Raw genomic sequence first — 19,542 nt, forward strand, 5'->3', positions numbered from 1 at the left:
TAATGTCCTCCTTTATTTGGCCTCTATTGGACGTTTAATTTTTTTTGCTCATAGCAGCAATAGCCTGAAATAAGTCCGATACAGCAGTATTAATGCCTTTTACCGTATCCTCCATTTTGTTCAGATCACCACTTAGGATGCCCGCATAGTCTTGATATGCATTGATGACATCCTTTGCTTGTTCAAGGGATACCGTAAGCTCCCCTTTTTTCTTTGCTCCCGTTGCGGCTATCTCAGCAGCTTCACGAGTATCAATTAGAACTTTTGTCAGGTTCTCCAATAGTTTACTTCTGACCATATCTTGGTTTTCGTTGGTATTGATCATGGGGACAGCAAAGCCCTCACCATTCTCTAACTCACCTACAACCTTATTAAGTGCTTTCAGCTTGTTCTCATGCAATGCTGGAACGAAATAAACTCCACCGCTCGGACGAACAGGCGTAGGGCTGCATGAATATAACACCCTGCGTACGATGGATCTAAGAACATTTCCTTCGTAATGTGTCCGAAACTTCTCGTAGTCTCTTTGCATATCAGCTGTCATTTCCTCTGCTACTTTATCAAAGGAAAATGAATTGATTGTATGAGTTTCTTTGTTGAAGGAGAGAATTGCAGCTTGCGGTTCGTATTCCAACTTAACGCCTTTGGAATCAACAGTTTCGGCCACAATATGACGAATCACCTTTTCTTTATCCGCTATGACTTCTTTGGCGAAATAGTTGATCCGTATCCCTTCTTGAGTTGTAATACTGCGCTTCTTGCTTGTTGCTCTACGAAACGCATCTTGAGGTCTTACTCCGGATGGAAGCATTCCGATATCCAGTCCATACTGCGTGAATAAATCCACGAGTTTATCATGGGACACTAATTGCTCACCTACACTGTTCCACGTTAGATATCCCAACATAGAATTCTCAGTACCGTTTACTGCTGCCATTGTACTCAAAGTGATTGTACTCATCTTGTTATCCTCCTCGCCCTTATCGGGTTTTTGTATATATAAAAAACGAACGCGCGTTTAATTAAAGTTAATGATAGTATAAACCTATCATCTTAAATTAATTAACGCGCGTTTGTATTTTAAAATTGATATAAAAAAAGCCGTCAATGAACATTCGCATACACGAATAATTCATAAACGGCTAATTTAAACAAATATATGTTTGGATGCACTTAAAAAAAGTATCATCTCTTGACGCTAAAGAAAGCGTTCTAGATATCCAGCAGTACAACTACGCGAAATTTAACGTTGTACGAGATTTCTAGAGTCGGGTAGTCGCGGCTAAACCCGTTTATGTGTGACCCATCTTCCAGCTCGTAAAAATACGGGGAAGTCCTCACACTGGTTTCGGTCTTCTTTGTTGAAAAACAAAAGAGCCTACACAGTAAAATACAAGTTCTATTTTACCCCATATGCCCAGGAACAACAACTAATATTTAATTAATCATGAAGATATTTGATAGTCAATGGTGCTTCGCACCGTCCCGATATGCAAGCGATTTCTGTCTTTTTGAATATCAATCTTGTTTACTCGTCCTCATCTTCGCGTGAAGCATTTATAAAAACAAACATACCACCTTTCACACCTTCACTCACATCTTCAATTTTCATTGTTTTAAATCCAAATTCAGTTTTCGTATTAGATACAACTACTTCTTGATCCGGGCTAAATTTTTTTAATCTCTCTATAAGCTCAGCGACAGTTATATGCACGTATTTCCCCTCCATTTCTATGCTAATCCTGCAAGCAGGTCGGTCTTTTTAAGGCAGTCAATTGCTAATTCATACCTATGCACGTTTAGTTCCAATTTCTCTCCACCATGTATTCCAGAAGTTTATTCCATAATTCTATTTGAGAACCCAGTCCGAAATTTCTTATTAAACACAACTCATTATAACTACGCTCCACGATATCCATAAATCTTGGAGCTTCCTTATTTTTCGAACAACAGAGACGTGCTAAGGCGTTATAGATTCTTTTAGATAAGTTCAAATCCTCTAAAATAATATAAAAAGCTTCTTCTTTAAATAAAAAAAGATCTTCTAACGGAAGGTCCTCAAATGACATATAAAAGTATCGATAAGCGATTGACTTAAATTGGGGTTAATTTTAATTACCGGAGAAGCTAGATGTAAGCAACTTTTGCATGGATATTTCCTTGTACACATCTATCTTACAGTCTCATTAAATACATGCCCTTCTTTCATTTCGATTAATGATTTTAAACGTGCGTTCTCTTCATTTATGTCTTTATAATCCTGTAGTATATGATTAAACATGCCTGATACTTTAGGATATTTCTGCATGATCTCCATGAATTCAATAAGGTCCTCAACGTCTTTAATTACATTTTCATCATTTTTTTTAAAGCCGCGACGTTTCGGTTGCAATTTAGGAATGATCCAAGCTTTCCCAAATAGTTTAGCGTTGATTTCTCCTTCGTTACATAGGACACCAACTCGAGTGTAAGTTAAATCCCACTCTGCAGCTGCCTCATGGGTTCCCATAATATATTTCAGAATATCATACTTATGACGAAAATCGTCTTGCGCATTTGAATTTTTGTGCTCTTCTTTATCTTTCATATGGGTATTCCTTTCTTCCGTTTTACCAGAGATTTTAAGTAGAAGGTCAATTTCTTTGTTATTAATGTATTTCTTCACGATATCTCTCCTTGTTTATAAAATGGATTAGAATTCACCAAGAAATTCACTAAATTGCTTTTCAAATGCTTGTATGCCTTCAGATTTTTTAATTTCATTCGTTTGGTATAAAAATTGCAGTACGCTCTTTACCATGGAATAATCTTGCTGCAACCTTTGGGATCCAGTTCTCACGACCTAAGGCCGTTAAAGTGCCCAACAATTGCTTGTTACGTTTTAACAACCATCTTCTCCATCAAAGTCAACGCTTAAAACAATACCCACAGTAATCTCGAACCAATCGGGAAAGCCTTGCAGTTTGGCATATTCTATAACCAAATATGATCTACACCCCTAGTGTTCAGTGTATATTTTAATATAATTTTGGTCAATTAAATTATATTATATAATATATGTATGGAAATAAAAAAGACGGGATTATCCCCGTCTCGATTTGCGAACTAGGTTTTAAGGCAACAGGATAATATGTTAAACGCAGGTATAACACACTTTTTTAAATGATTTTTCAAACTAAAATGAGTTATTCAGCAAGAATCTCACCACTCAAAATTGTAGATTTAGATTTAGTCTTTTCAATTCCCTTTTCAGGGTCGACTAGCACAAAAATTCCGTATTTTTGAAGGTTTTTTATCTTCCCTGTTAATACACGAGGTTTTAAACCAGGGATTGAATATTTTGGTGATGTAACGAGTGGACTAGACAATTCATGAAGGGAAACGGTTTCGTCTTCTTCGTCAGGTACATAATCATATTGTTTAATATGATCTAGCCAATCACTGGCGGTGAATCCCTCCGATTCTGCTTTACAGAATTTTTGTGCGTAGAATCTTGGAACTTCCGCGTCATCTTCCCCTATAGCCTGAATTACTTCATAGTATTTATTAAACGTATCCATAGCGTCTTCCTTAGATCCCTTGATCTTTTCAATCTCATCAACGATGTTTTTGTTGAAATCGCTGAGTTCGTGATAAGTAATTTTAGTATTCATTATGCTCAGACCATCCTTTCTCCTTTGAAAAAGTGTGGTATTTTCTTAATCTTAAAATTTGATATTCATCAGAACGGAAAACGATTTGAAAGTTTAGATCTTTGTAGCTTATTTTATGACCGGTGCTGCTACGAATTATTTGATCTTGAAACCATTGAATAGAATCATTCTTTACTTGTTCCTCGGATAAGCCTTGGGCTCTTTTCGAATCGTGGAACCTTTGAAGTCCTTGCAACAAATTAGAATAAGAATTATCTGCGATTGGGCCTGAAATTAATATGGGGTCTCCTGTAAAGTTCGTATCGCCGTTATTTTCTATCCGTTCACGATAAATACGTTTCGACCATTCATGACAAATTGAGAGGAAGGTATCACTATGATTAACTAATATTGACAAAGGTTGATGCTTTAATACTTCGAATTCGAGCACACATGGAACTTCACCCTTAAGTTCAAAATCACGTTGAATTTTATTTCTACTAAATTTCGACGCTCGATCAAAATCAGGTGTTGTATATAATCCAAAACCGAAATCACGTCGATAAATAATGTTGGGATCAACCGCATCTCTGACAACCCAATTTTCTTTATTTAATGGTTTAGCTTTAAACGAGTCTAATAAAGTAAGCAATGTACCATGGTATACGGTATCAGGAAGAAAAACTTCCAATAAGGCCACCTCATTTATAAAACTTCTTCCTTTATATTGTATCAAATTCAAGACACAATGTCAGTGATTTACTTCAAAGTGACAACAGCTTCTATATACTTTTCCTTGGCATTCTTGAAGTTTGAGTCCGAAATTTGCAAAACCTCGAGTAAAATATAAGAACGTACTATCGCATGATAATTTGTACTTTATAACCCAGCGGGAAACGGCGGAGTATGTATATATGACATAATATTCTATGAATTCACTAAAATTATTAATCGACATACTGAACCCCGTGTTATTAGAAAACACATTATACGCCAACAAACCTCCCACATGAAGATGGCTTTCTTAAATTATTATGATCTCACTTAAATCGTATCCCTTATTGGCATTAAAATGGTTCTTATTACGCCACGGGATTCAGTATAAATTCTTTGCCTCTATTGGCAATCGGAACAAATTCTTGTCACTCGACATTTCTTCAGTCCAATTACGAAAATAACTAGGAAGCACTACCCCTACATCAGCCACATCTAGTAACTTATCGTGAGCAAATGCTTCATGAACGATGGTCATATGAACACCCTCATTCATAGCAGCATTGATAACTGGATAAAAATCAGAGTCACCTGTTACTATTACTGCGTGACTAATCAAACCCTTTGTCGACAAGTAGATTCCCAGATTGTTCCATGACATTATCTAGATATCCACCATCTATAGAGACAGCAGTTTTTTGGTATGAAGGTTCTTTTTTATCCATTGTATACACCACTTTCGTTTTTTTTACAAACACATGCTATTTTGCTCTTTGTTTGTTTTTATTGTGATCTGTATTTTTGTTGCAACAACACTTCAGCTGCATCAATGGCCTCTTCTTTAGAGAACCTATAATCCTTGCTTATATAGTTGCCGCTATCAAATTTGCTCAGTTCTTGGATTCGAAACAGCAGCCCATCTTCATAGCCTAATTCATCCGGAAGAGTGCTTTCATGATAAAACATAGGATCTGTTTCTTCTTCAAGAAGGAGTTCTTCACCTGAGATACCATTCCATTGAACCGTCATACTTAAGCTATCTGGTCCTCCGTTATATAAGAAGACAATAATTCCTTTGCCATCTGGCTTCAGTAGAGATTTACTAATTTCGATTTGTGATCCCATCCAGTTTTCTACAAGGAAACGCTTCGGATGTGTCCAGTCTTTAACGATACATTGTGTACCATGCAGTTCAATTGTGGTTCCTGGCTCTACTGCGATCGTTTCATCGGCAGTGTAATGGGAGGTCATGATGTCGCATACAGACTTAACTGCAAGAGATTCGACAAGTGGTGTATGGTCCACATCAGCGATTATGGTATGACTCGCTGCCATAGATAAACACCCCTTCCAAGTGAGCAGTTTTGCCAACTGCTTTACGTTCCTGTTTTATCCGTATCAATGCATTCTTAATATGCGTAGGTTTACTGGTTTTTTTTTGATATACAATTGTCGCCAGCATCCCAATGAAGCAAATGATAACTGCGACTATACGGAATATTGGATGTGCATTTAAGTACGATTCAATAGCACTATTTATTGGATTTATCATTTTTATCCTCTCCACCACAAACGCAATGTGCCGAGTGGCACGATTGTTGCGTTCGTGCCACTCGTTTTTGCTCCCGGAGTGAAGGGCAATTTTTGAAACTATCGGTTAAACTTTATAAGAAGAATATATTCTCATTCGTGACCGTATTCGCCATTATCATCCAAGTTGTGGAAAAATAATCTCTTCCAACTCGTGTGCAAGGGCCTCTGTGTTATAAGGGTAAAGAAGGTAGACTTCTCTACCCTTATTAAATCGCCTCATAGCTTCTTCATAACTAATCTTCTTCATGCCTTCCCAAGTGCAGTCAGATGCGGTTTCAGGAACTTCATTTTTTATTACTTGAGAATAGCTAGTAATACTACAAAACATTTGAATCTCCATTTCGACAGAAGGGATTACTAATAATTCAGCCTATTAGAGTAGATCTTAATTTCATCCCTACACTCATCATCTTCTTGCTTTGTGTTTTCCATATTTTCCTCCCCACACGAACTCAAAGTACCTGATGGCACTATTTGCATTCGTGCCACCCGTACTATGCGCCTAGAGTGATTCGAGTTTTATTTTAATTTTTATACTTGAGTGACTGTAGGTAGCCCTCCTACCTTAAAATGCGCCTGAGGGCTACTTCCTTTGTTTTAGATATATCCCTGCTCTCTTAAACTTCTAAACTTTTTATTATCACCTATAATAATATGATCCAATACATTGATACTCAATAATTCGCCGACTTCACAAAGACGATTGGTTAATGATATATCTTCTGGTGAAGGAGTTGGATCGCCCGATGGGTGATTATGAAATAGCACAATACTTGCTGCATTTGCTAATAATGCTGCTTTAAAAACATCTCTGGGATTAACAATTCCATAGTTAAGAGTTCCTCTTGATATTATGTGTAACCCATTAATTTTGTTTTTCGTGTCTAAAAGCAGCATTCCACAGATCTCAACTGCTTCACTTGAGATCTCTAAGATATCCTCGACAATATCAACGATAGCCTTCGGAGCATTGATCGTATTAGATAATGAAGGGTGACTGTACAAAAAGCTAGATTCTTTTACCATTTTAATTTTTACGATATCTATATTTTCCATTTGCAATTTCACATTATTCGCCCTATGTATACACAGGAGGAGATACCCCTCTGTATACAATCATACAGAGGGCTCCCTCCTTTTTTATTCGATTTTATTCTTCAGAATCAGCCTTCTTATTATCAAAGCGCATAATAATTGACTTTTTAAAGCCAATATTCTCCATAAATTCCTCGTTAATATCTAAGCCTTTTTCTTTCCTGATTTTTTTTAGATTCGCCTCAGTAATTGAAATGTACTCATAGGGATCTACGTTATCAATAGCTAGGGCTGCACAAAGCATCCTTACTACCTCTGATGACCCTTTCCAAGAAACGCTAGGGAATTTACCCCAGATTTCATCCCCGAGTCTTAAGGAACCTTCGAACTGTTCCTCCACGATTTTCTTAAGCTCATCTTGAGATAACTTAAGAGCCGTTTTTAATCGTTCTATTTCTTTAGTTAACGCCGCGGCCCTTCCAGCTGCTAGCGCTCTCTCTAATTCTTTTCTAGCTGGATCTAATGTAAAGGAATTTGTCATATCTCATCCTCCTTGTTATATATAATCCAGTCCATCACTTAGCGTGAAGTGCAAACTTAACCACACACTCTGCAGCTAACGGACAATGACGGCAATCCTTAGAAGGTTTAGCAGGAAATATTGCCTTCACGTTCTCGGGTTGCAACTTAATCATTTCAACCCGTGTTAAAATTTCTTCGGCGAGTTTTAATGCCCATTGAGCTGCTTCATATCTTTTTTCTGCCGGAATGTTAATACTTATCGGCTTTTTAAATCGAAGGTAGTACACAGTAGCTAGCACAGATTCGACTCCTGTAATCTTCTCAGTTGCCCAAGCGTATAACGCAAGCTGCTTCATATGACGATTGGGATCCATCTTCCAATTTGTTTTCCAGTCAACGATTTCCGCACTCCCCCCTGGTTGCAATTCATTACAACCTAATCCTGGTTGTAGTACATCGATGTAGCCTTGTACAATGGGTGAGTTATTTTCTTGGGATAAAGGAAGTTGGAAATGAACTTCCGTTCGTTGTGCTGATAACTGCAAATAGTATGATGGAACTCTACTAATTAATTTGACAATTTCTTCGAAAGTTACTCCATCAAAAAAATCGACTTCTACAGCGCCAAAATATGCAGCTTCTTCATTTGTTTCTACCTTACCATTTAGTTTCGCTTCAACTCCTGTATGTACAGCCTTGCCGATAGCAAGAGGAGTTGTCATCTGTTCTTCTTTACCTAAGATGTATTTGTTATAACCCCGATACATACAGCACTCAAATAGAACCAGGCGAGAGAATGAAAAGATCATGAGAAATCAAACTTCGTTTGCTTATAAGCAATGCCATATTTGCAAAGTAAAGAAGCAAGAGTGTCATTGTCCATAGCGGACTCAAAGTAACCTGTCCATTCACTGGCAGCATAAGCCTCAGTAATGAGAGCCTTGACCTCTTCGAGGATTTCCGATGATTCAGGTCCAAATTCCATTTCGGTAATCTTTATTTGGTATTCTTCAATTAAAGTATGCACTTCAGTTGGCATCGAAACGATCTCAACAAACTGCATGTGTGACTCACTACGTTGGATTAACCATTTTGATGTTTGAAGTCGCTTGATGCCATAATTCATACCTTTAACCACCTTTTATCTTTCCTTATGGTATATGGGGAATTTGATTATTTTAGCAAGGGTGTATTATTTAACTGGTTTCATTTTAATTACTTTAAAGTTACCTAGTTCGGCTACGTCGCCTAAATCCTTATTGTCGTCTTGGTATTCTTCATTATCGTCTCACTCCGGAGAATCGTTTCACCGCTAATGATGACTTGTCCATTCTCAAAAGCATCATTAAGTGCAGCTTCGAGACTTTTATTTTCTAAGATCTTTCTATTCAAATTAATAGAACAACCGACTCTAGCCCAAATTGAAACAACCATATTACTTTTAATCTACATATCGTCCTTTCGAGTGGGGGTTGTCGTTTAATTGCAATTGTCCCCACTCTGGGTTGAAAAAATATAATATTTTACAAAAATTGCTTCATTTATCTGATCTTGCGACGGCATACTGGTCTTCCGTTAGATCAATAAAAACCATTTAAGGATAAAAAAGCATCTATCACTCCGATATCTCTTTTTCTGGTTACTCATATTTTGTATTCTCCTTTTTATCCAGCATGCTGGTTCTCAACAGTCGTTGTATTTTTTGTTTTTATTGATTGGAAAAGTGAATCCGTGTTGCGTTCTATGGTTTTAACCCAGTCAGGCTTTGCTCGATAGGCTACTCTTAACTCTTCTAGAATTGGAACGTTGATTCTGCGACCAATCTCTGTGATCGAGGTCACTATCCGTTCCTTTTTTTCAGAATCCTTGATTTCACCAGTAATAATACTGATATACAAATGAGTGTAGGCATCTTCACGCAATTCCTGTTCTTTGGCTTTCCATGTTTCCCAGAGCATATCTAACGTAAGTTTGAAATACTTAGGATCTCGCTTCCTCATCAATTCCCAATCGGGTAACTTTGCACAACCAATTAGCCGACGCTGCTCATGAGTTAGTTTCAGTGCAGGATGTACATTCCGAGTTTTTTGGGACCGATAGCGGTCAATTACCTCTACCTCACTAACGCCTTCAATTTTCGAAATGAAACTTGCTATTCCACCCACCTCACTACAATGCCAGCAACGATAACAGTTTTTTACGGGGTTGAGGGAAAGCTTAAAGTTATGGTGATGACAAAATGGACAAATTGCATAAACCTCGTCTTTACCGTCATTCTGACGTGGTTTAAATTGAATCCCACGTTCATTTGCGTAACTGACGATATCCGGAAATCTTGTACCCTTTTGTGCCATGCCCTCATCCTCCTCTCCGTGAGCTATCGTTATTGATCATTCTTGGCTTTACGATACCCTCACAGGAGTTTATTTTTAAACGCAAAAAGGGAGCAGCCATATTTGGCCATTCCCATTTTTCGAACATCAAGTGCTTTATGCAGCTTGTGTTACTTTAAATGCAAATTCAATAAAATTAAATCCATTTTCACTTTTAGTTGCGATCATAACTGAGGAGTTATCTGGAATTAATTCCAGGGCATTCAGTACATGTTCGTCTCTTGCAAGAGCTGTGTAATTTGTACCATCAGATCGTACAAGACTAAAATATAAAAATTTTGCTTTACTTGTCGTCCTACCTTCTCTGCGAGATTTGATTGTATATAATTCTGCATTTGGAGGAACAACTACTGCACTATGTTCAGCAGCTTCACTTTGGGACGCGACCGGCGCTTCTGGTTCCACTTGTATGGCTGAGGATTCAATAGGTTGTTCTGACACGACCTTTTCCTCCTCTTTCTGCTCTTGGACTGGATTTTCCGGTTTCTGAACAGTGGAGGATGTAGTTGCTGATTCTTCAGATTTCTCTTCAGTTTGCATAGTGAGATTTTGATTTTCATTTTCTGAAGTAGTAGTACTAACCTCAATTATTTCCTTAATGGGCTGAACGGTAGGTTCAACAGATTCAGCTGTAACTGGTGGTTTCAGCATTGTAGTAATATCTGCATCTTCCCCGAATCCATCAAGATCTGCATTCACTCCAAATTCCTCAATCGTATACAATCCATCAACAGGGAATTGTCTTCTCATTACAAAGACTTCCGCAATTTTCTGGATCATTGCAGTTGGATTGGAGCGCCATACTGGATTATTGATACAAGCTTCAGAGTATTCTTTGAACTCAACGAAAGTACTGATGGTATCGTATCTTTTATGCCTCATTACTGCCCACGCACCCAGAAGATTTCCTCGCTTGGCACCGAATTTATGTGTTACTAATCCAGTGACATTATCAAACGCGAATTCATCTCCTTCACGGACAACGCCTGCAAGAGGAGCACCAACATAATCTGGTGAAGTACGGGACTTCCATAGGTAACCATCTCTTGTAGTAAGAGGTGTCCATCTAGGTCCAAGTTTTGCTTCCCTTTTTTGAAACATAATTTGTCTCATTATGGGGTTTAATCCAACGTTTTCGCAATATTCAACAAACAGCTTGAGTTCCATCTCTGTCCCTTTTTCTAGCGCTACGATGTGTTTAATCATATTCAGTTGTTCCTGGTTGAATTTAAGTAATTTCTCCATATTGTTATCCTCCCTTACTAAGCATGCCGCTCATTTCTGCACGGATCACGACTTACAAGTGTGTTTTTATATAACAAAACGCACGTTTCCCGGATGGTTACGGTATAACGCGCGTTCGGTTAACTTGAATGTATCCTAGACTAAGTCCAGGAAATAAAAAAAGCCGTTTTTGATATACCTAAAGAAGGTAATATCAAAACGGCTTTATCTTAAACGAAGTGTAATGGCTGAACCAAAGTTGGTCTTACCTTGACGAGATAACTCGTAATCCGTTCCCTACATCTATATACTTCATATTCACATAGAGGGTTACTAGGATTCAGAAACGTGTTGTTTCTGTTTATACGCAATCCATTTTCCTGCTCGTTTTCACGGGGAAATCTTTGCGTGGGATTCAGTCTGTTGTGCTATGATTTTAAAATCAAATTAGCAAAACAGCCTACACAAATAATACAACCTTATTTTAATCAATAATTTGATTGTTGACAAGCCGTAATTGAACATTCCCACACTTAGCACAGCTTGAAGTGGGGAATTCTTGCGAACAGAGAAGTAATCGTCTCTTTCTTAGCAAGAGATCCCTGCGGTTCCCGCAGTTCTACAAATGATTACAAAGCCATTTGTTTTATATTCTGTGCTGCATTTTCGTCACGTTCATGCATTGTTTTGCAGGATGGCCATAATCACTGCCGCACCAAATAGGTTTTTACTTCTTTATGGACGAAACCGCAGACATGACACGTTTGGCTCGTTGGAGCGAACGTATCAACGTGTTTCAAGGTACGTCCAGCCAACTTATGATTTTTGAGCATATTCGCTACCCTCAACTGTTCGATGATGATCAATAACGTAATTAATATGAGAGCCTGGTTGGATTAGAAAATTCTATCTTGAATATAGACTCCTCTTTGTGATACCTTACCTTGACATTTTTTTAGTAGCATATTTTCATCATCCCTTCTCATTTCGTTTTAATGGTAAAGCCGCTTATTGCAATCAGATCCAAACTAAAATGTAGCCGAGACGCAAAAAAAGCAACCGGGTTTATCCGATTGCTTTTCCGCTAGTTTTCATAAAAGATGGTAAAGCGTCCCATTGGGTTTCATGAGGTCATTATAGCATGTAGCATGTCTAATGGCAAGCGGCGTCTGCGGCTTTCGTAGTCTTTATGTAAAAATACTGGTATACTCCGCTACGGCATTGGATTGATCAAATCCGGATTTATAGAATAAGTTCTTCATTAAGTCCCGCTTTTTAGCAAGTTGATAGCGGGTATTAGGTAATATCATCTCTAGTTGCCGGACATCGGTCTCGTTCCATAACCGATAGTCCAGGACAGCATCACGTCCCACATACCGGTAATCAACCCATTTTGCAGGGACGTGCCGAATGACATTAAATGCAGCCAGATCCTTAGGCATAGCCACGCTACATTGAGTCCGCACAATATTTTCAAGAGATTCCTCCCCACCGTAATATACCGCGATGCCATGTTTAATCCGTTCTTCTACGTCTCGGCCTAACGGATCCGTGGCACCTTTTAAGTTGCCGTACTTATTTGTAATCCGCAGCCGAGAAATTTGCAGCAACTTGTCTATGTTTAGGGTAGTTAAATTTAGAGGAAGTCCTGATATAGAGCCAATATTGAATACGCTGGGGTACTCGTACTTCGTCTTGCTTGTGGTTGGAATAATGGTTATGACTTCGAACATAGGATTAGCATTCAAAACTACGGCGTAATGGTCACCTGTATACTCGAAACCGACCCCGGCTAAATGACAATGAATCACATCAAAGGGTTTCACTTCAGTAAGAAATTGCGGTGGAGGAGTCCAAGTTGTGGTGATGCTCCCTGCACGAGCCGCAACAGGTGGTGGGGTTCCGAAATTCATGAAGCGGTTCCCATTCGTAAATGTATTATTTTGGGCCACTGCCATAATTTCTAAGCGCCGAAGAAGCTCTTGCCGGTCGCCAGCCGACATCCCTGAAATTTTTTTGAATAACCCATCCATATCTCGAAGGATACCCGCAACGTTTTGGCTGTTGGCACTAGTTAAGTCCCGATATACCTGTTGAAGCTGAGCGATTACAGCCGGATCTACGGCATGAAGATTTGTAATCGTTCCAAGCATAGTGATTAGATCCACGTCTTCCTCTCCTTGTCAATCTATCATAAAATGACAGCAATAGAGTTTATTATACATGTTCTGACCACATATAGATATATGAAGTACTTTTTTGAATCGTTGCCCATTGCTTGCAGCCAAGCGTACATCCCTTACTGCCTTGTCCGCACCAGCACAAAAAAATCTTACTGATTTGAGACTAATTCTGAGAGCCTCCAACCGTTTTATTTAAACGAGTAATATACTTAAAAATTATCACCAGTAGGCCTAATATAGCGCTGCTGAAGCTCGAATATCTTTCTAGATCGATTCGTACAGCGGTTCGACGAAATAACACATGCTTAATTGCTTGTCTAATTTTAAACCTTGATATTCGATGAGGAACAGCACTCTTGGCTGTACGAAACAAGATTGTTATATCTGGTACCTCGACTATTTCATTTACTATCACCAATAAAAAACTTTACATCGTGAACTACATCTTGATCCATCTGGACAATTACTACGTAGCGTGAATGCGGTATTATCAAAAGTAACCTGATAGCCGCTGCAGCGTAATGACAAAAAAACTTATTGAAATGGAAACAGCGCCGGACTAGGACTTTGAAATAATATCTTAAACAGGCGCTACTCATATTAAGCTCTAAGATTTCTCCAAGGGATTAGTGTTTCTATCTCCCCTCCTTATGGAGTTTGATAGTATTTTATGGCGCTGCAATATCAGCGCTCCTCATTTTGACCAACCTTCACCTGTCCATCTATAAAACAAAGAAGCAAGAGTTAAGTTACGATCATATAGTTCCTGTTCTAAAATTACCCTGACTACTATGCATTTTATTAAAATGTCTTGTAAGGGTTTTAGGAAGTTCAAATTCTCTGTAACAACAACCAAATGCCTATTAGGATCAGGAGGGCTGTACCGCCATTCACTTTGAATATCCGCGGTATTCTCTTTTACTATCAGTACATCCAATGGTGATTTCATCTCTATGGTTCCAGTACAAGGTAATTTGCCGGTATAGACATTCGGCTTGTTACCTTCCGCGATGAATTTCTCACACACCTTAAAAAATATCATCTTACGTAGAACGTCTATTGTACGGTAAGCTACCCAATAATTTAACATTCCCCATAAATCAAACAAGTGAAAGGAGCTGATCCCCAGCGTATAAACGTGCATCTCAGCTCCATCTCTAAGTAATCTATGTTTTTGAAGAAATCCCTTTTTCTCGAGCTTCTTAACCTTTGCTATCCTGCCAGGATAAAACAGATTTACGAATTGTGTTGTTCCCATAATCCCGATATTTCGCAGTGTTGTCAGTGCCATCTTATCATAGGGCTGAAGGGATACGGACTCTTTAGCAAATTTAAACGAGCTTTCATCAGTGGTACGAAGTATGCATGGATCGTACCTCCACTCATATGTCACAGATAGCGGACTGAAGTCGTACATTTTTACTACACCTGCCTTTATTAACATCCGAGAATACTGGTTACTTTACTGATGAGTGTTCTCGACTGTTTTTCTTTTAATAACGAACATATGTGCTAAAATAATCGTATAAGATCTAAGAAAGGAGGTTTGAACTTTGCTACAACATAAAGCGTATCGGTTTCGTATTTACCCAACCAAGGAGCAAGAGAACGTCCTTCGCTGCCGCTTCGTCTTTAACCATTTTCTTTCTAAATGGAAGGATGCCTACTACCAAACGGGAAAAGGCTTATCTTATTATGCCTGTGCAACCCAATTACTTTTAAAAGCTGACTTTTCATGGCTTGAAGCAGTAGATAGTATTGCTTTACAGTCAGCCGTTCGCAATGTGGCGGATAGCTTTGATCGTTCTTTAAGTAAGCCACATGATTAAGAATCACAAACTGGCGAAATCGATTGCCGAAGTGTCTTGGGTAATGTTTCGCTCGTTCCTGACCTACATAGCGAACTGGTATGGTCGCACGATCTCGGTAGTTGCAAAAAACTATCCATCGAGCCAGCTTTGTCATGTGTGCGGAACCCATAATCCAGAAGTTAAAAAACTCGGCTTGCGACAATGGACGTGTTCAAATTGTTGTACCGTTCATGACCGCGACGAAAATGCCAGCCAAAACATCACATCAAGCATGAAGGATTGAACATTTTAGCGGCAGGTTAATCGTCGCTAACCCGCAGGAAATGCGGATTACGCTTGGCTAACTTCCCTACAGTAGTAGAGATAACCCAAGAATCATGCGAATTCATTCGTGTGAGTTTTCAAACTCGACGTTTAATTTCACCAAACATTTCTTTCTTGGTCATATCAATTTTCTTGATTTTAACGATGATTTTGTCACCTTTCTGATAAGTACCAATTGATCGAATATTTTTACAAAGAACATCAACGCCTGGAGCCACGTTAACGAAGAAACCATATTCTACAACGCCCGTTACCTTCCCTGGGTACTCTCCTGCTTGTTTGAATCGAAGTAAGCAGTCTGGGTAAGGATTTTTCAATGTTGCCTTATGGGATACTTGAATAAGTCTCTTTTCTTTATCGAGTCGTATAATTTCAACTTGAATATGATCACCGACATTGTATTTCTCAGTTAAATTATCTATCCATGCATAGGATATTTCTTGACGCTCAATGCGCGTTGTTTGTCCACCGATATCGACTGTAATACTCATTGGTTTCACTTCTCGGATGACTGCTGTAAGCCTCGCCCCCTGCTCTGCCCGGCTCCATAAAAGTCCAGACATGTGTTCTAATGCTGCAGTTCGGTTAGCAGTAAATAGATTATTGTTGCGATCATAGTTTTCGACTTTAAAAGCAATTACATGGCCGTTTAATTTCCGGAATTCTTGTTCGCTCTTTGCACCAGACATGGATAGAGGTAATAGCCCTCTCACTTCACCCAGTTGAATATGGCCACACAACTCTTGTTTTCCTTTGCCTACCGAATACAGATCAATTCCTGATAATTCAGCCTGTAAAATCATACTGTTTTGAACAGCTGCATAAATTTTCTGCCAATCTTCATTAATTTGAGGTTGCTGAACTTTCGTTGGATCAAATCCTTCTACTAAGGTGTTTAGTAATTCTGTCATGATTAATTTCTCCCTTCCCTTGTGCGGGTTCATTATTTTTTGGTTATGAAGTCACTAATTGATTAAATGATTAAATAAAAAAACGGCAAAAAGACATGAATAGGATTGTATCCTCTCCACGCTACAATTCAGACTATCTAAATGAGATCCTTAAAGAAATCATCATTTTTTGATTTATCGCTTCTTTCACGTATACTTCTGCCATTATTTAATGCTGCTTCGATCTCAGTCTTCAAACGCGTGTTTGTTTCTTCTTCGGTGTGCTCTTTTTCAAAACTGGTTGTAGCGATCTCTGTTTCTGGAGCGTTCTCATCTGGTACTTTTGAATTTCGGCTCATATCTAACTCTTTCTGTTCAACAGCTGGAGCAATAAACCGCACTTTATTTTGAAAGGGCAACTCATCGTTTTCTTCATCTTCATCATCTTCGGGCTTATCATATGTGGGATCGAGTTTAACAAGCTTCCCATAGTTTTTAGATGCCCAGTGAATTAGATTGAATTTATCTTGTTTAATGTCTTTTATTGCTCTTGAATTTTCATCAAGAAGGATTTCCTTCCAATTTTTCGGGATAAATATTCCCTTTCCTATTTGTGGTTTTTGAGGATGCCCATCCTGTAATAACTTAGCTACATAATGAAATCTAGGTAACCCATCCATCAGCTGCGTATAGGTATAACGGTACTCATCATTATCAGTATCCCTATAACTATTTGGCATGATGGAAGGTGCAAATAAATTTGGAGAAAAGGTTGATTGACGCACTATTACTGGACGTTTCCCAAATTCTTCTTGAAACTCTTTCGCATCTAAAGCAGCTAATCCTGTGAAGGCTATTTTATTCCGGCATGATGTCATGAAAGCCTGCTTCATCGCTTTTCCAGATATCTTACCGCTTTCTACCTCCAGCTGCGCTAATGATTGAATAGCAAAAATCCCAGCCGTCTTATACTCAGCTGCGATCGATAAAAAGCGTTCCATTTCTGCACTCATATATCGACTTGCCTCATCAACAAACAAATAGTGCGGGATCCGTGTATCTTCAATTCCGCCACGCCGATATGTTGCGCTCATTAAGTGCATCATAGCAAATTGTCCGAAAGCATCACCAGCATTTCTGAGTTTTCCCATTGCGGTGTTAATTGCAAGTATTCCACCAGTTTCAAAATGTTCGTCCAAATTAAAGCTACTTTTTCCTTCTAAAATACGTTTTAAGCGTGAGCTAGATGTTATATTCTCCATCTGCGCCCGTAGACCGATAACAAACTGCTGATATTTCTCACGTTGGGCCCCTAAAAGCTCACTTTCGAAGAATTGGACTAGATCCGTGTCTCCCTCACGACTTTTAAGCTCTACAACTGCTCTCTCGAGCTCTGCAAGATTACGGAGAGTACGTACCACATCAAACAAGTTAATATTGTCACCATGCAGTCGCTTAAGCAACTCTGTGACCTTTCTTGTTGATAGCTCCTGGATAATAGCGAAGAAAGCTTCTTGCTTACCGAATAGTGATTTCAATACAACGACCGTTGCTTCTGTAACGTCTTCGATATTTCCTTCCATGACATTAAACTGATCGGTATTTTCATCTAACGGGTCGATATGATTGCATTTTAGTCCCATTCCGCTGCTAACATCAGCAACCATTCTTGCAACATCACCCTTAGGTTCAATCACGGATAACCCCAGTCTCATGCCGCGCTTTTTGGCCAGAAGGAGCTGATAGATCATTGGCTTTAAAACCGTTGCAGTCTTCCCACATCGAGTAGGACCAACGATTAGCATATGGGTAAAGCTATCCTTCCCACCCCATATGATTTTTTCCTTTTGTGTTGCTAAGGCCATATCATTCCTCCCCCTATGATTTACCTCTACATCAAGTTACCAAACTTAAATAACTTACTTTAATCCACATTCACAAATAAGTACGGCTGATCGAAGGGGCTCATACTGGATATGCCCGACTTCATCCATTGTTTCTTTCAAAATTATATTCGTTTCGATATCCATTTTGGTATGATCAAAACCAACAATTGTAATGGCCAAGAGTTTTATTACAAGCCCATATACTTCGATAGCTAATTCTTTTATGCTTATTCTGCTGTCTTTCTGTAAGATATTCTTTTCCATGACCCCCAGTAGACTTTTAGCTAGAATTGCAAAAAACGGGGTTTCCTGCAGATTTGTTCTACTCATTACTTCTTCAGTAAAGTTAAAACTTCGTTCTTCCTTCAATTCAGTTTCTCTTTTTCAATCTCGATTTTCCCTGACGACTTCCCCTAACTCGAAAAATACTCCGTCTAGATCACCGTCAACAGGTTTAGGGCTGGGAGGAGTTTTAAATATATATCTCCTAAAGGACTCCCACTGTTCTGCCCATGATTTTTCAATCAAAACCATGCTTTCTTTCTCAATATTTCCCCTTTTTCTTTTGAATTGATCTCCGATATGTCCTAGAAGAAATATCAAATACCCGCCAGCTACAAGGAAAATGATCATTCCGATTCTCATAATTGTTTCAGGTCTGAAGAATAGGACATTTTGTCCCCATGATTGATAGATCTTGCACCCGAATGCACTGACAATGAATATAAGCCCGATTGATCGATAAAGAATATCCATAGATTTGTCCATAGTTACCTTTTCCCAGGCAGCACAGAGCAGTACCAGAACTGCTAAGACTAGAGGGACACTAGGCCACATTGTTGGTTTACCCACAAATACCGCTATCCCCATTATCAGAGAAAAGATGATTCCGATTATTTTGACTAGGGCATCAATTTTCAACTAATCACCCCTTTCAAAGGAGTTTCTGTTAGAATGAGCGTTTGCCAAATACTATCTCTCGCGCCATATAACTTTCCACCAGGATGCTGCTTTTCTAGGGTAGTTGCTATGATCTGACTGAACGTTAAGTTAGGATGGGCTTTCCAATATTCCCGAATGACTTTCATGATGATGGGAATGCGCGTTGGTGAATGTTTTTCTTCTAAGACAGATAAATCATATTCTTCCTTGTTATATTTAATCAGGAAGAATAGACTCATCCATTCTTCATCTGAAATAGATTCCAGCTGCGCTCCGTTTCGTTTTTGATTCAGCGCATCGGATAAGAGCTGACCTAGCCGCCATTCAGATACGTTTTTCCACTCCATTTCGATCTTTTCCAACAACCTGACGTAAACTAAAATAGGAAGTATT

General features: G+C 38.8%; 25 protein-coding genes. 3 read left to right on the forward strand and 22 right to left on the reverse strand.

Features of this window, described 5'->3' with window-relative positions:
* Nucleotides 1–34: 34 nt before the first annotated feature.
* The 15 genes from ACSQ8P_RS36875 to ACSQ8P_RS36945 form a co-directional block, all read right to left on the reverse strand.
* Nucleotides 35–961 (reverse strand): DUF6744 family protein, encoded by a 927-nt coding sequence (locus ACSQ8P_RS36875; RefSeq protein WP_436239943.1) that lies wholly within the window; start codon nucleotides 959–961, stop codon nucleotides 35–37.
* A gap of 567 nt (nucleotides 962–1,528) precedes the next feature.
* Nucleotides 1,529–1,714: a hypothetical protein gene (locus tag ACSQ8P_RS36880; protein WP_436239944.1), complete on the reverse strand. Its 186-nt coding sequence runs from the start codon at nucleotides 1,712–1,714 to the stop codon at nucleotides 1,529–1,531.
* Between the two features lie 85 nt (nucleotides 1,715–1,799).
* Nucleotides 1,800–2,069: a DNA-directed RNA polymerase subunit alpha C-terminal domain-containing protein gene (locus tag ACSQ8P_RS36885; RefSeq protein ID WP_436239945.1), complete on the reverse strand. Its 270-nt coding sequence runs from the start codon at nucleotides 2,067–2,069 to the stop codon at nucleotides 1,800–1,802.
* A gap of 101 nt (nucleotides 2,070–2,170) precedes the next feature.
* Complete coding sequence (locus tag ACSQ8P_RS36890; RefSeq protein ID WP_436239946.1) at nucleotides 2,171–2,665, reverse strand: hypothetical protein; 495 nt, start codon at nucleotides 2,663–2,665, stop codon at nucleotides 2,171–2,173.
* Nucleotides 2,666–3,185: 520 nt separating this feature from the next.
* The gene (locus ACSQ8P_RS36895) at nucleotides 3,186–3,653 is read right to left on the reverse strand and encodes a hypothetical protein (protein ID WP_436239947.1); all 468 of its coding nucleotides are present in this window, start codon (nucleotides 3,651–3,653) and stop codon (nucleotides 3,186–3,188) included.
* Nucleotides 3,643–4,332 (reverse strand): hypothetical protein, encoded by a 690-nt coding sequence (locus ACSQ8P_RS36900; RefSeq protein ID WP_436239948.1) that lies wholly within the window; start codon nucleotides 4,330–4,332, stop codon nucleotides 3,643–3,645. Before ACSQ8P_RS36900 ends, ACSQ8P_RS36895 begins: the two co-directional genes overlap by 11 nt.
* 396 nt (nucleotides 4,333–4,728) lie before the next feature.
* On the reverse strand, nucleotides 4,729–5,007 hold the full coding sequence (locus ACSQ8P_RS36905; protein WP_436239949.1) for an NYN domain-containing protein: 279 nt from the start codon (nucleotides 5,005–5,007) through the stop codon (nucleotides 4,729–4,731).
* A gap of 122 nt (nucleotides 5,008–5,129) precedes the next feature.
* The gene (locus tag ACSQ8P_RS36910) at nucleotides 5,130–5,681 is read right to left on the reverse strand and encodes a hypothetical protein (protein WP_436239950.1); all 552 of its coding nucleotides are present in this window, start codon (nucleotides 5,679–5,681) and stop codon (nucleotides 5,130–5,132) included.
* A gap of 373 nt (nucleotides 5,682–6,054) precedes the next feature.
* A complete protein-coding gene (locus ACSQ8P_RS36915) occupies nucleotides 6,055–6,279 on the reverse strand; it encodes a hypothetical protein (RefSeq protein ID WP_436239951.1) in 225 nt (74 codons plus the stop codon).
* A gap of 257 nt (nucleotides 6,280–6,536) precedes the next feature.
* The gene (locus tag ACSQ8P_RS36920; protein ID WP_436239952.1) at nucleotides 6,537–6,995 is read right to left on the reverse strand and encodes a JAB domain-containing protein; all 459 of its coding nucleotides are present in this window, start codon (nucleotides 6,993–6,995) and stop codon (nucleotides 6,537–6,539) included.
* Between the two features lie 94 nt (nucleotides 6,996–7,089).
* Nucleotides 7,090–7,515, reverse strand: coding sequence for a hypothetical protein (locus ACSQ8P_RS36925; protein WP_436239953.1), 426 nt, complete (start codon nucleotides 7,513–7,515; stop codon nucleotides 7,090–7,092).
* 34 nt (nucleotides 7,516–7,549) lie between these two features.
* A complete protein-coding gene (locus ACSQ8P_RS36930; RefSeq protein ID WP_436239954.1) occupies nucleotides 7,550–8,305 on the reverse strand; it encodes a PD-(D/E)XK nuclease family protein in 756 nt (251 codons plus the stop codon).
* Complete coding sequence (locus ACSQ8P_RS36935) at nucleotides 8,302–8,622, reverse strand: hypothetical protein (protein WP_436239955.1); 321 nt, start codon at nucleotides 8,620–8,622, stop codon at nucleotides 8,302–8,304. The genes ACSQ8P_RS36930 and ACSQ8P_RS36935 overlap by 4 nt, the downstream gene beginning before the upstream one ends.
* A gap of 538 nt (nucleotides 8,623–9,160) precedes the next feature.
* Nucleotides 9,161–9,850: a CHC2 zinc finger domain-containing protein gene (locus ACSQ8P_RS36940; protein WP_436239956.1), complete on the reverse strand. Its 690-nt coding sequence runs from the start codon at nucleotides 9,848–9,850 to the stop codon at nucleotides 9,161–9,163.
* A 135-nt stretch (nucleotides 9,851–9,985) separates the two neighbouring features.
* Complete coding sequence (locus ACSQ8P_RS36945) at nucleotides 9,986–11,134, reverse strand: recombinase RecT (protein ID WP_436239957.1); 1,149 nt, start codon at nucleotides 11,132–11,134, stop codon at nucleotides 9,986–9,988.
* Nucleotides 11,135–11,850: 716 nt separating this feature from the next.
* Here ACSQ8P_RS36945 and ACSQ8P_RS36950 point away from each other — a divergent pair.
* Entirely contained in the window at nucleotides 11,851–11,982 is a 132-nt protein-coding gene (locus ACSQ8P_RS36950; protein WP_436239958.1) for a hypothetical protein, read from the forward strand.
* A 318-nt stretch (nucleotides 11,983–12,300) separates the two neighbouring features.
* Here ACSQ8P_RS36950 and ACSQ8P_RS36955 read toward each other — a convergent pair whose 3' ends face one another.
* On the reverse strand, nucleotides 12,301–13,281 hold the full coding sequence (locus ACSQ8P_RS36955; protein WP_436239959.1) for a type II toxin-antitoxin system PemK/MazF family toxin: 981 nt from the start codon (nucleotides 13,279–13,281) through the stop codon (nucleotides 12,301–12,303).
* A 709-nt stretch (nucleotides 13,282–13,990) separates the two neighbouring features.
* Entirely contained in the window at nucleotides 13,991–14,713 is a 723-nt protein-coding gene (locus ACSQ8P_RS36960) for a hypothetical protein (protein ID WP_436239960.1), read from the reverse strand.
* 136 nt (nucleotides 14,714–14,849) lie between these two features.
* Between ACSQ8P_RS36960 and ACSQ8P_RS36965 the strand changes: the two genes are divergently transcribed.
* Nucleotides 14,850–15,125, forward strand: coding sequence for a helix-turn-helix domain-containing protein (locus tag ACSQ8P_RS36965; protein ID WP_436239961.1), 276 nt, complete (start codon nucleotides 14,850–14,852; stop codon nucleotides 15,123–15,125).
* A 43-nt stretch (nucleotides 15,126–15,168) separates the two neighbouring features.
* Complete coding sequence (locus ACSQ8P_RS36970) at nucleotides 15,169–15,390, forward strand: zinc ribbon domain-containing protein (RefSeq protein ID WP_436240006.1); 222 nt, start codon at nucleotides 15,169–15,171, stop codon at nucleotides 15,388–15,390.
* A 118-nt stretch (nucleotides 15,391–15,508) separates the two neighbouring features.
* Here ACSQ8P_RS36970 and ACSQ8P_RS36975 read toward each other — a convergent pair whose 3' ends face one another.
* From ACSQ8P_RS36975 to ACSQ8P_RS36995, 5 genes are all read right to left on the reverse strand, one after another.
* Nucleotides 15,509–16,342 carry a S1 RNA-binding domain-containing protein gene (locus ACSQ8P_RS36975; protein ID WP_436239962.1) on the reverse strand — a complete coding sequence of 278 codons (834 nt, stop codon included), beginning with the start codon at nucleotides 16,340–16,342 and terminating at the stop codon, nucleotides 15,509–15,511.
* Nucleotides 16,343–16,479: 137 nt separating this feature from the next.
* Nucleotides 16,480–18,186, reverse strand: coding sequence for a type IV secretory system conjugative DNA transfer family protein (locus ACSQ8P_RS36980; protein ID WP_436239963.1), 1,707 nt, complete (start codon nucleotides 18,184–18,186; stop codon nucleotides 16,480–16,482).
* Between the two features lie 54 nt (nucleotides 18,187–18,240).
* Complete coding sequence (locus ACSQ8P_RS36985; protein ID WP_436239964.1) at nucleotides 18,241–18,537, reverse strand: hypothetical protein; 297 nt, start codon at nucleotides 18,535–18,537, stop codon at nucleotides 18,241–18,243.
* A gap of 54 nt (nucleotides 18,538–18,591) precedes the next feature.
* Complete coding sequence (locus ACSQ8P_RS36990) at nucleotides 18,592–19,128, reverse strand: hypothetical protein (RefSeq protein ID WP_436239965.1); 537 nt, start codon at nucleotides 19,126–19,128, stop codon at nucleotides 18,592–18,594.
* Nucleotides 19,125–19,496 carry a hypothetical protein gene (locus tag ACSQ8P_RS36995; protein ID WP_436239966.1) on the reverse strand — a complete coding sequence of 124 codons (372 nt, stop codon included), beginning with the start codon at nucleotides 19,494–19,496 and terminating at the stop codon, nucleotides 19,125–19,127. The genes ACSQ8P_RS36990 and ACSQ8P_RS36995 overlap by 4 nt, the downstream gene beginning before the upstream one ends.
* Nucleotides 19,497–19,542 lie beyond the last annotated feature (46 nt).

It is taken from the genome of Paenibacillus sp. LjRoot153 (assembly GCF_964253085.1).
Classification (GTDB): Bacteria; Bacillota; Bacilli; order Paenibacillales; family NBRC-103111; genus Paenibacillus_E.

Excerpts from the sequence above, each read along its gene's own strand:
- ACSQ8P_RS36875 (WP_436239943.1), bottom strand. The coding sequence starts at position 961 with ATGAGTACAATCACTTTGAGTACAATGGCAGCAGTAAACGGTACTGAG.
- ACSQ8P_RS36885 (WP_436239945.1), bottom strand. The coding sequence starts at position 2,069 with ATGTCATTTGAGGACCTTCCGTTAGAAGATCTTTTTTTATTTAAAGAA.
- ACSQ8P_RS36895 (WP_436239947.1), bottom strand. The coding sequence starts at position 3,653 with ATGAATACTAAAATTACTTATCACGAACTCAGCGATTTCAACAAAAAC.
- ACSQ8P_RS36905 (WP_436239949.1), bottom strand. The coding sequence starts at position 5,007 with ATGTCATGGAACAATCTGGGAATCTACTTGTCGACAAAGGGTTTGATT.
- ACSQ8P_RS36910 (WP_436239950.1), bottom strand. The coding sequence starts at position 5,681 with ATGGCAGCGAGTCATACCATAATCGCTGATGTGGACCATACACCACTT.
- ACSQ8P_RS36915 (WP_436239951.1), bottom strand. The coding sequence starts at position 6,279 with ATGGAGATTCAAATGTTTTGTAGTATTACTAGCTATTCTCAAGTAATA.
- ACSQ8P_RS36920 (WP_436239952.1), bottom strand. The coding sequence starts at position 6,995 with ATGGAAAATATAGATATCGTAAAAATTAAAATGGTAAAAGAATCTAGC.
- ACSQ8P_RS36925 (WP_436239953.1), bottom strand. The coding sequence starts at position 7,515 with ATGACAAATTCCTTTACATTAGATCCAGCTAGAAAAGAATTAGAGAGA.
- ACSQ8P_RS36930 (WP_436239954.1), bottom strand. The coding sequence starts at position 8,305 with ATGATCTTTTCATTCTCTCGCCTGGTTCTATTTGAGTGCTGTATGTAT.
- ACSQ8P_RS36935 (WP_436239955.1), bottom strand. The coding sequence starts at position 8,622 with ATGAATTATGGCATCAAGCGACTTCAAACATCAAAATGGTTAATCCAA.
- ACSQ8P_RS36940 (WP_436239956.1), bottom strand. The coding sequence starts at position 9,850 with ATGGCACAAAAGGGTACAAGATTTCCGGATATCGTCAGTTACGCAAAT.
- ACSQ8P_RS36945 (WP_436239957.1), bottom strand. The coding sequence starts at position 11,134 with ATGGAGAAATTACTTAAATTCAACCAGGAACAACTGAATATGATTAAA.
- ACSQ8P_RS36950 (WP_436239958.1), top strand. The coding sequence starts at position 11,851 with ATGGACGAAACCGCAGACATGACACGTTTGGCTCGTTGGAGCGAACGT.
- ACSQ8P_RS36960 (WP_436239960.1), bottom strand. The coding sequence starts at position 14,713 with ATGTACGACTTCAGTCCGCTATCTGTGACATATGAGTGGAGGTACGAT.
- ACSQ8P_RS36970 (WP_436240006.1), top strand. The coding sequence starts at position 15,169 with ATGTTTCGCTCGTTCCTGACCTACATAGCGAACTGGTATGGTCGCACG.
- ACSQ8P_RS36975 (WP_436239962.1), bottom strand. The coding sequence starts at position 16,342 with ATGACAGAATTACTAAACACCTTAGTAGAAGGATTTGATCCAACGAAA.
- ACSQ8P_RS36980 (WP_436239963.1), bottom strand. The coding sequence starts at position 18,186 with ATGGCCTTAGCAACACAAAAGGAAAAAATCATATGGGGTGGGAAGGAT.
- ACSQ8P_RS36985 (WP_436239964.1), bottom strand. The coding sequence starts at position 18,537 with ATGAGTAGAACAAATCTGCAGGAAACCCCGTTTTTTGCAATTCTAGCT.
- ACSQ8P_RS36995 (WP_436239966.1), bottom strand. The coding sequence starts at position 19,496 with ATGGAGTGGAAAAACGTATCTGAATGGCGGCTAGGTCAGCTCTTATCC.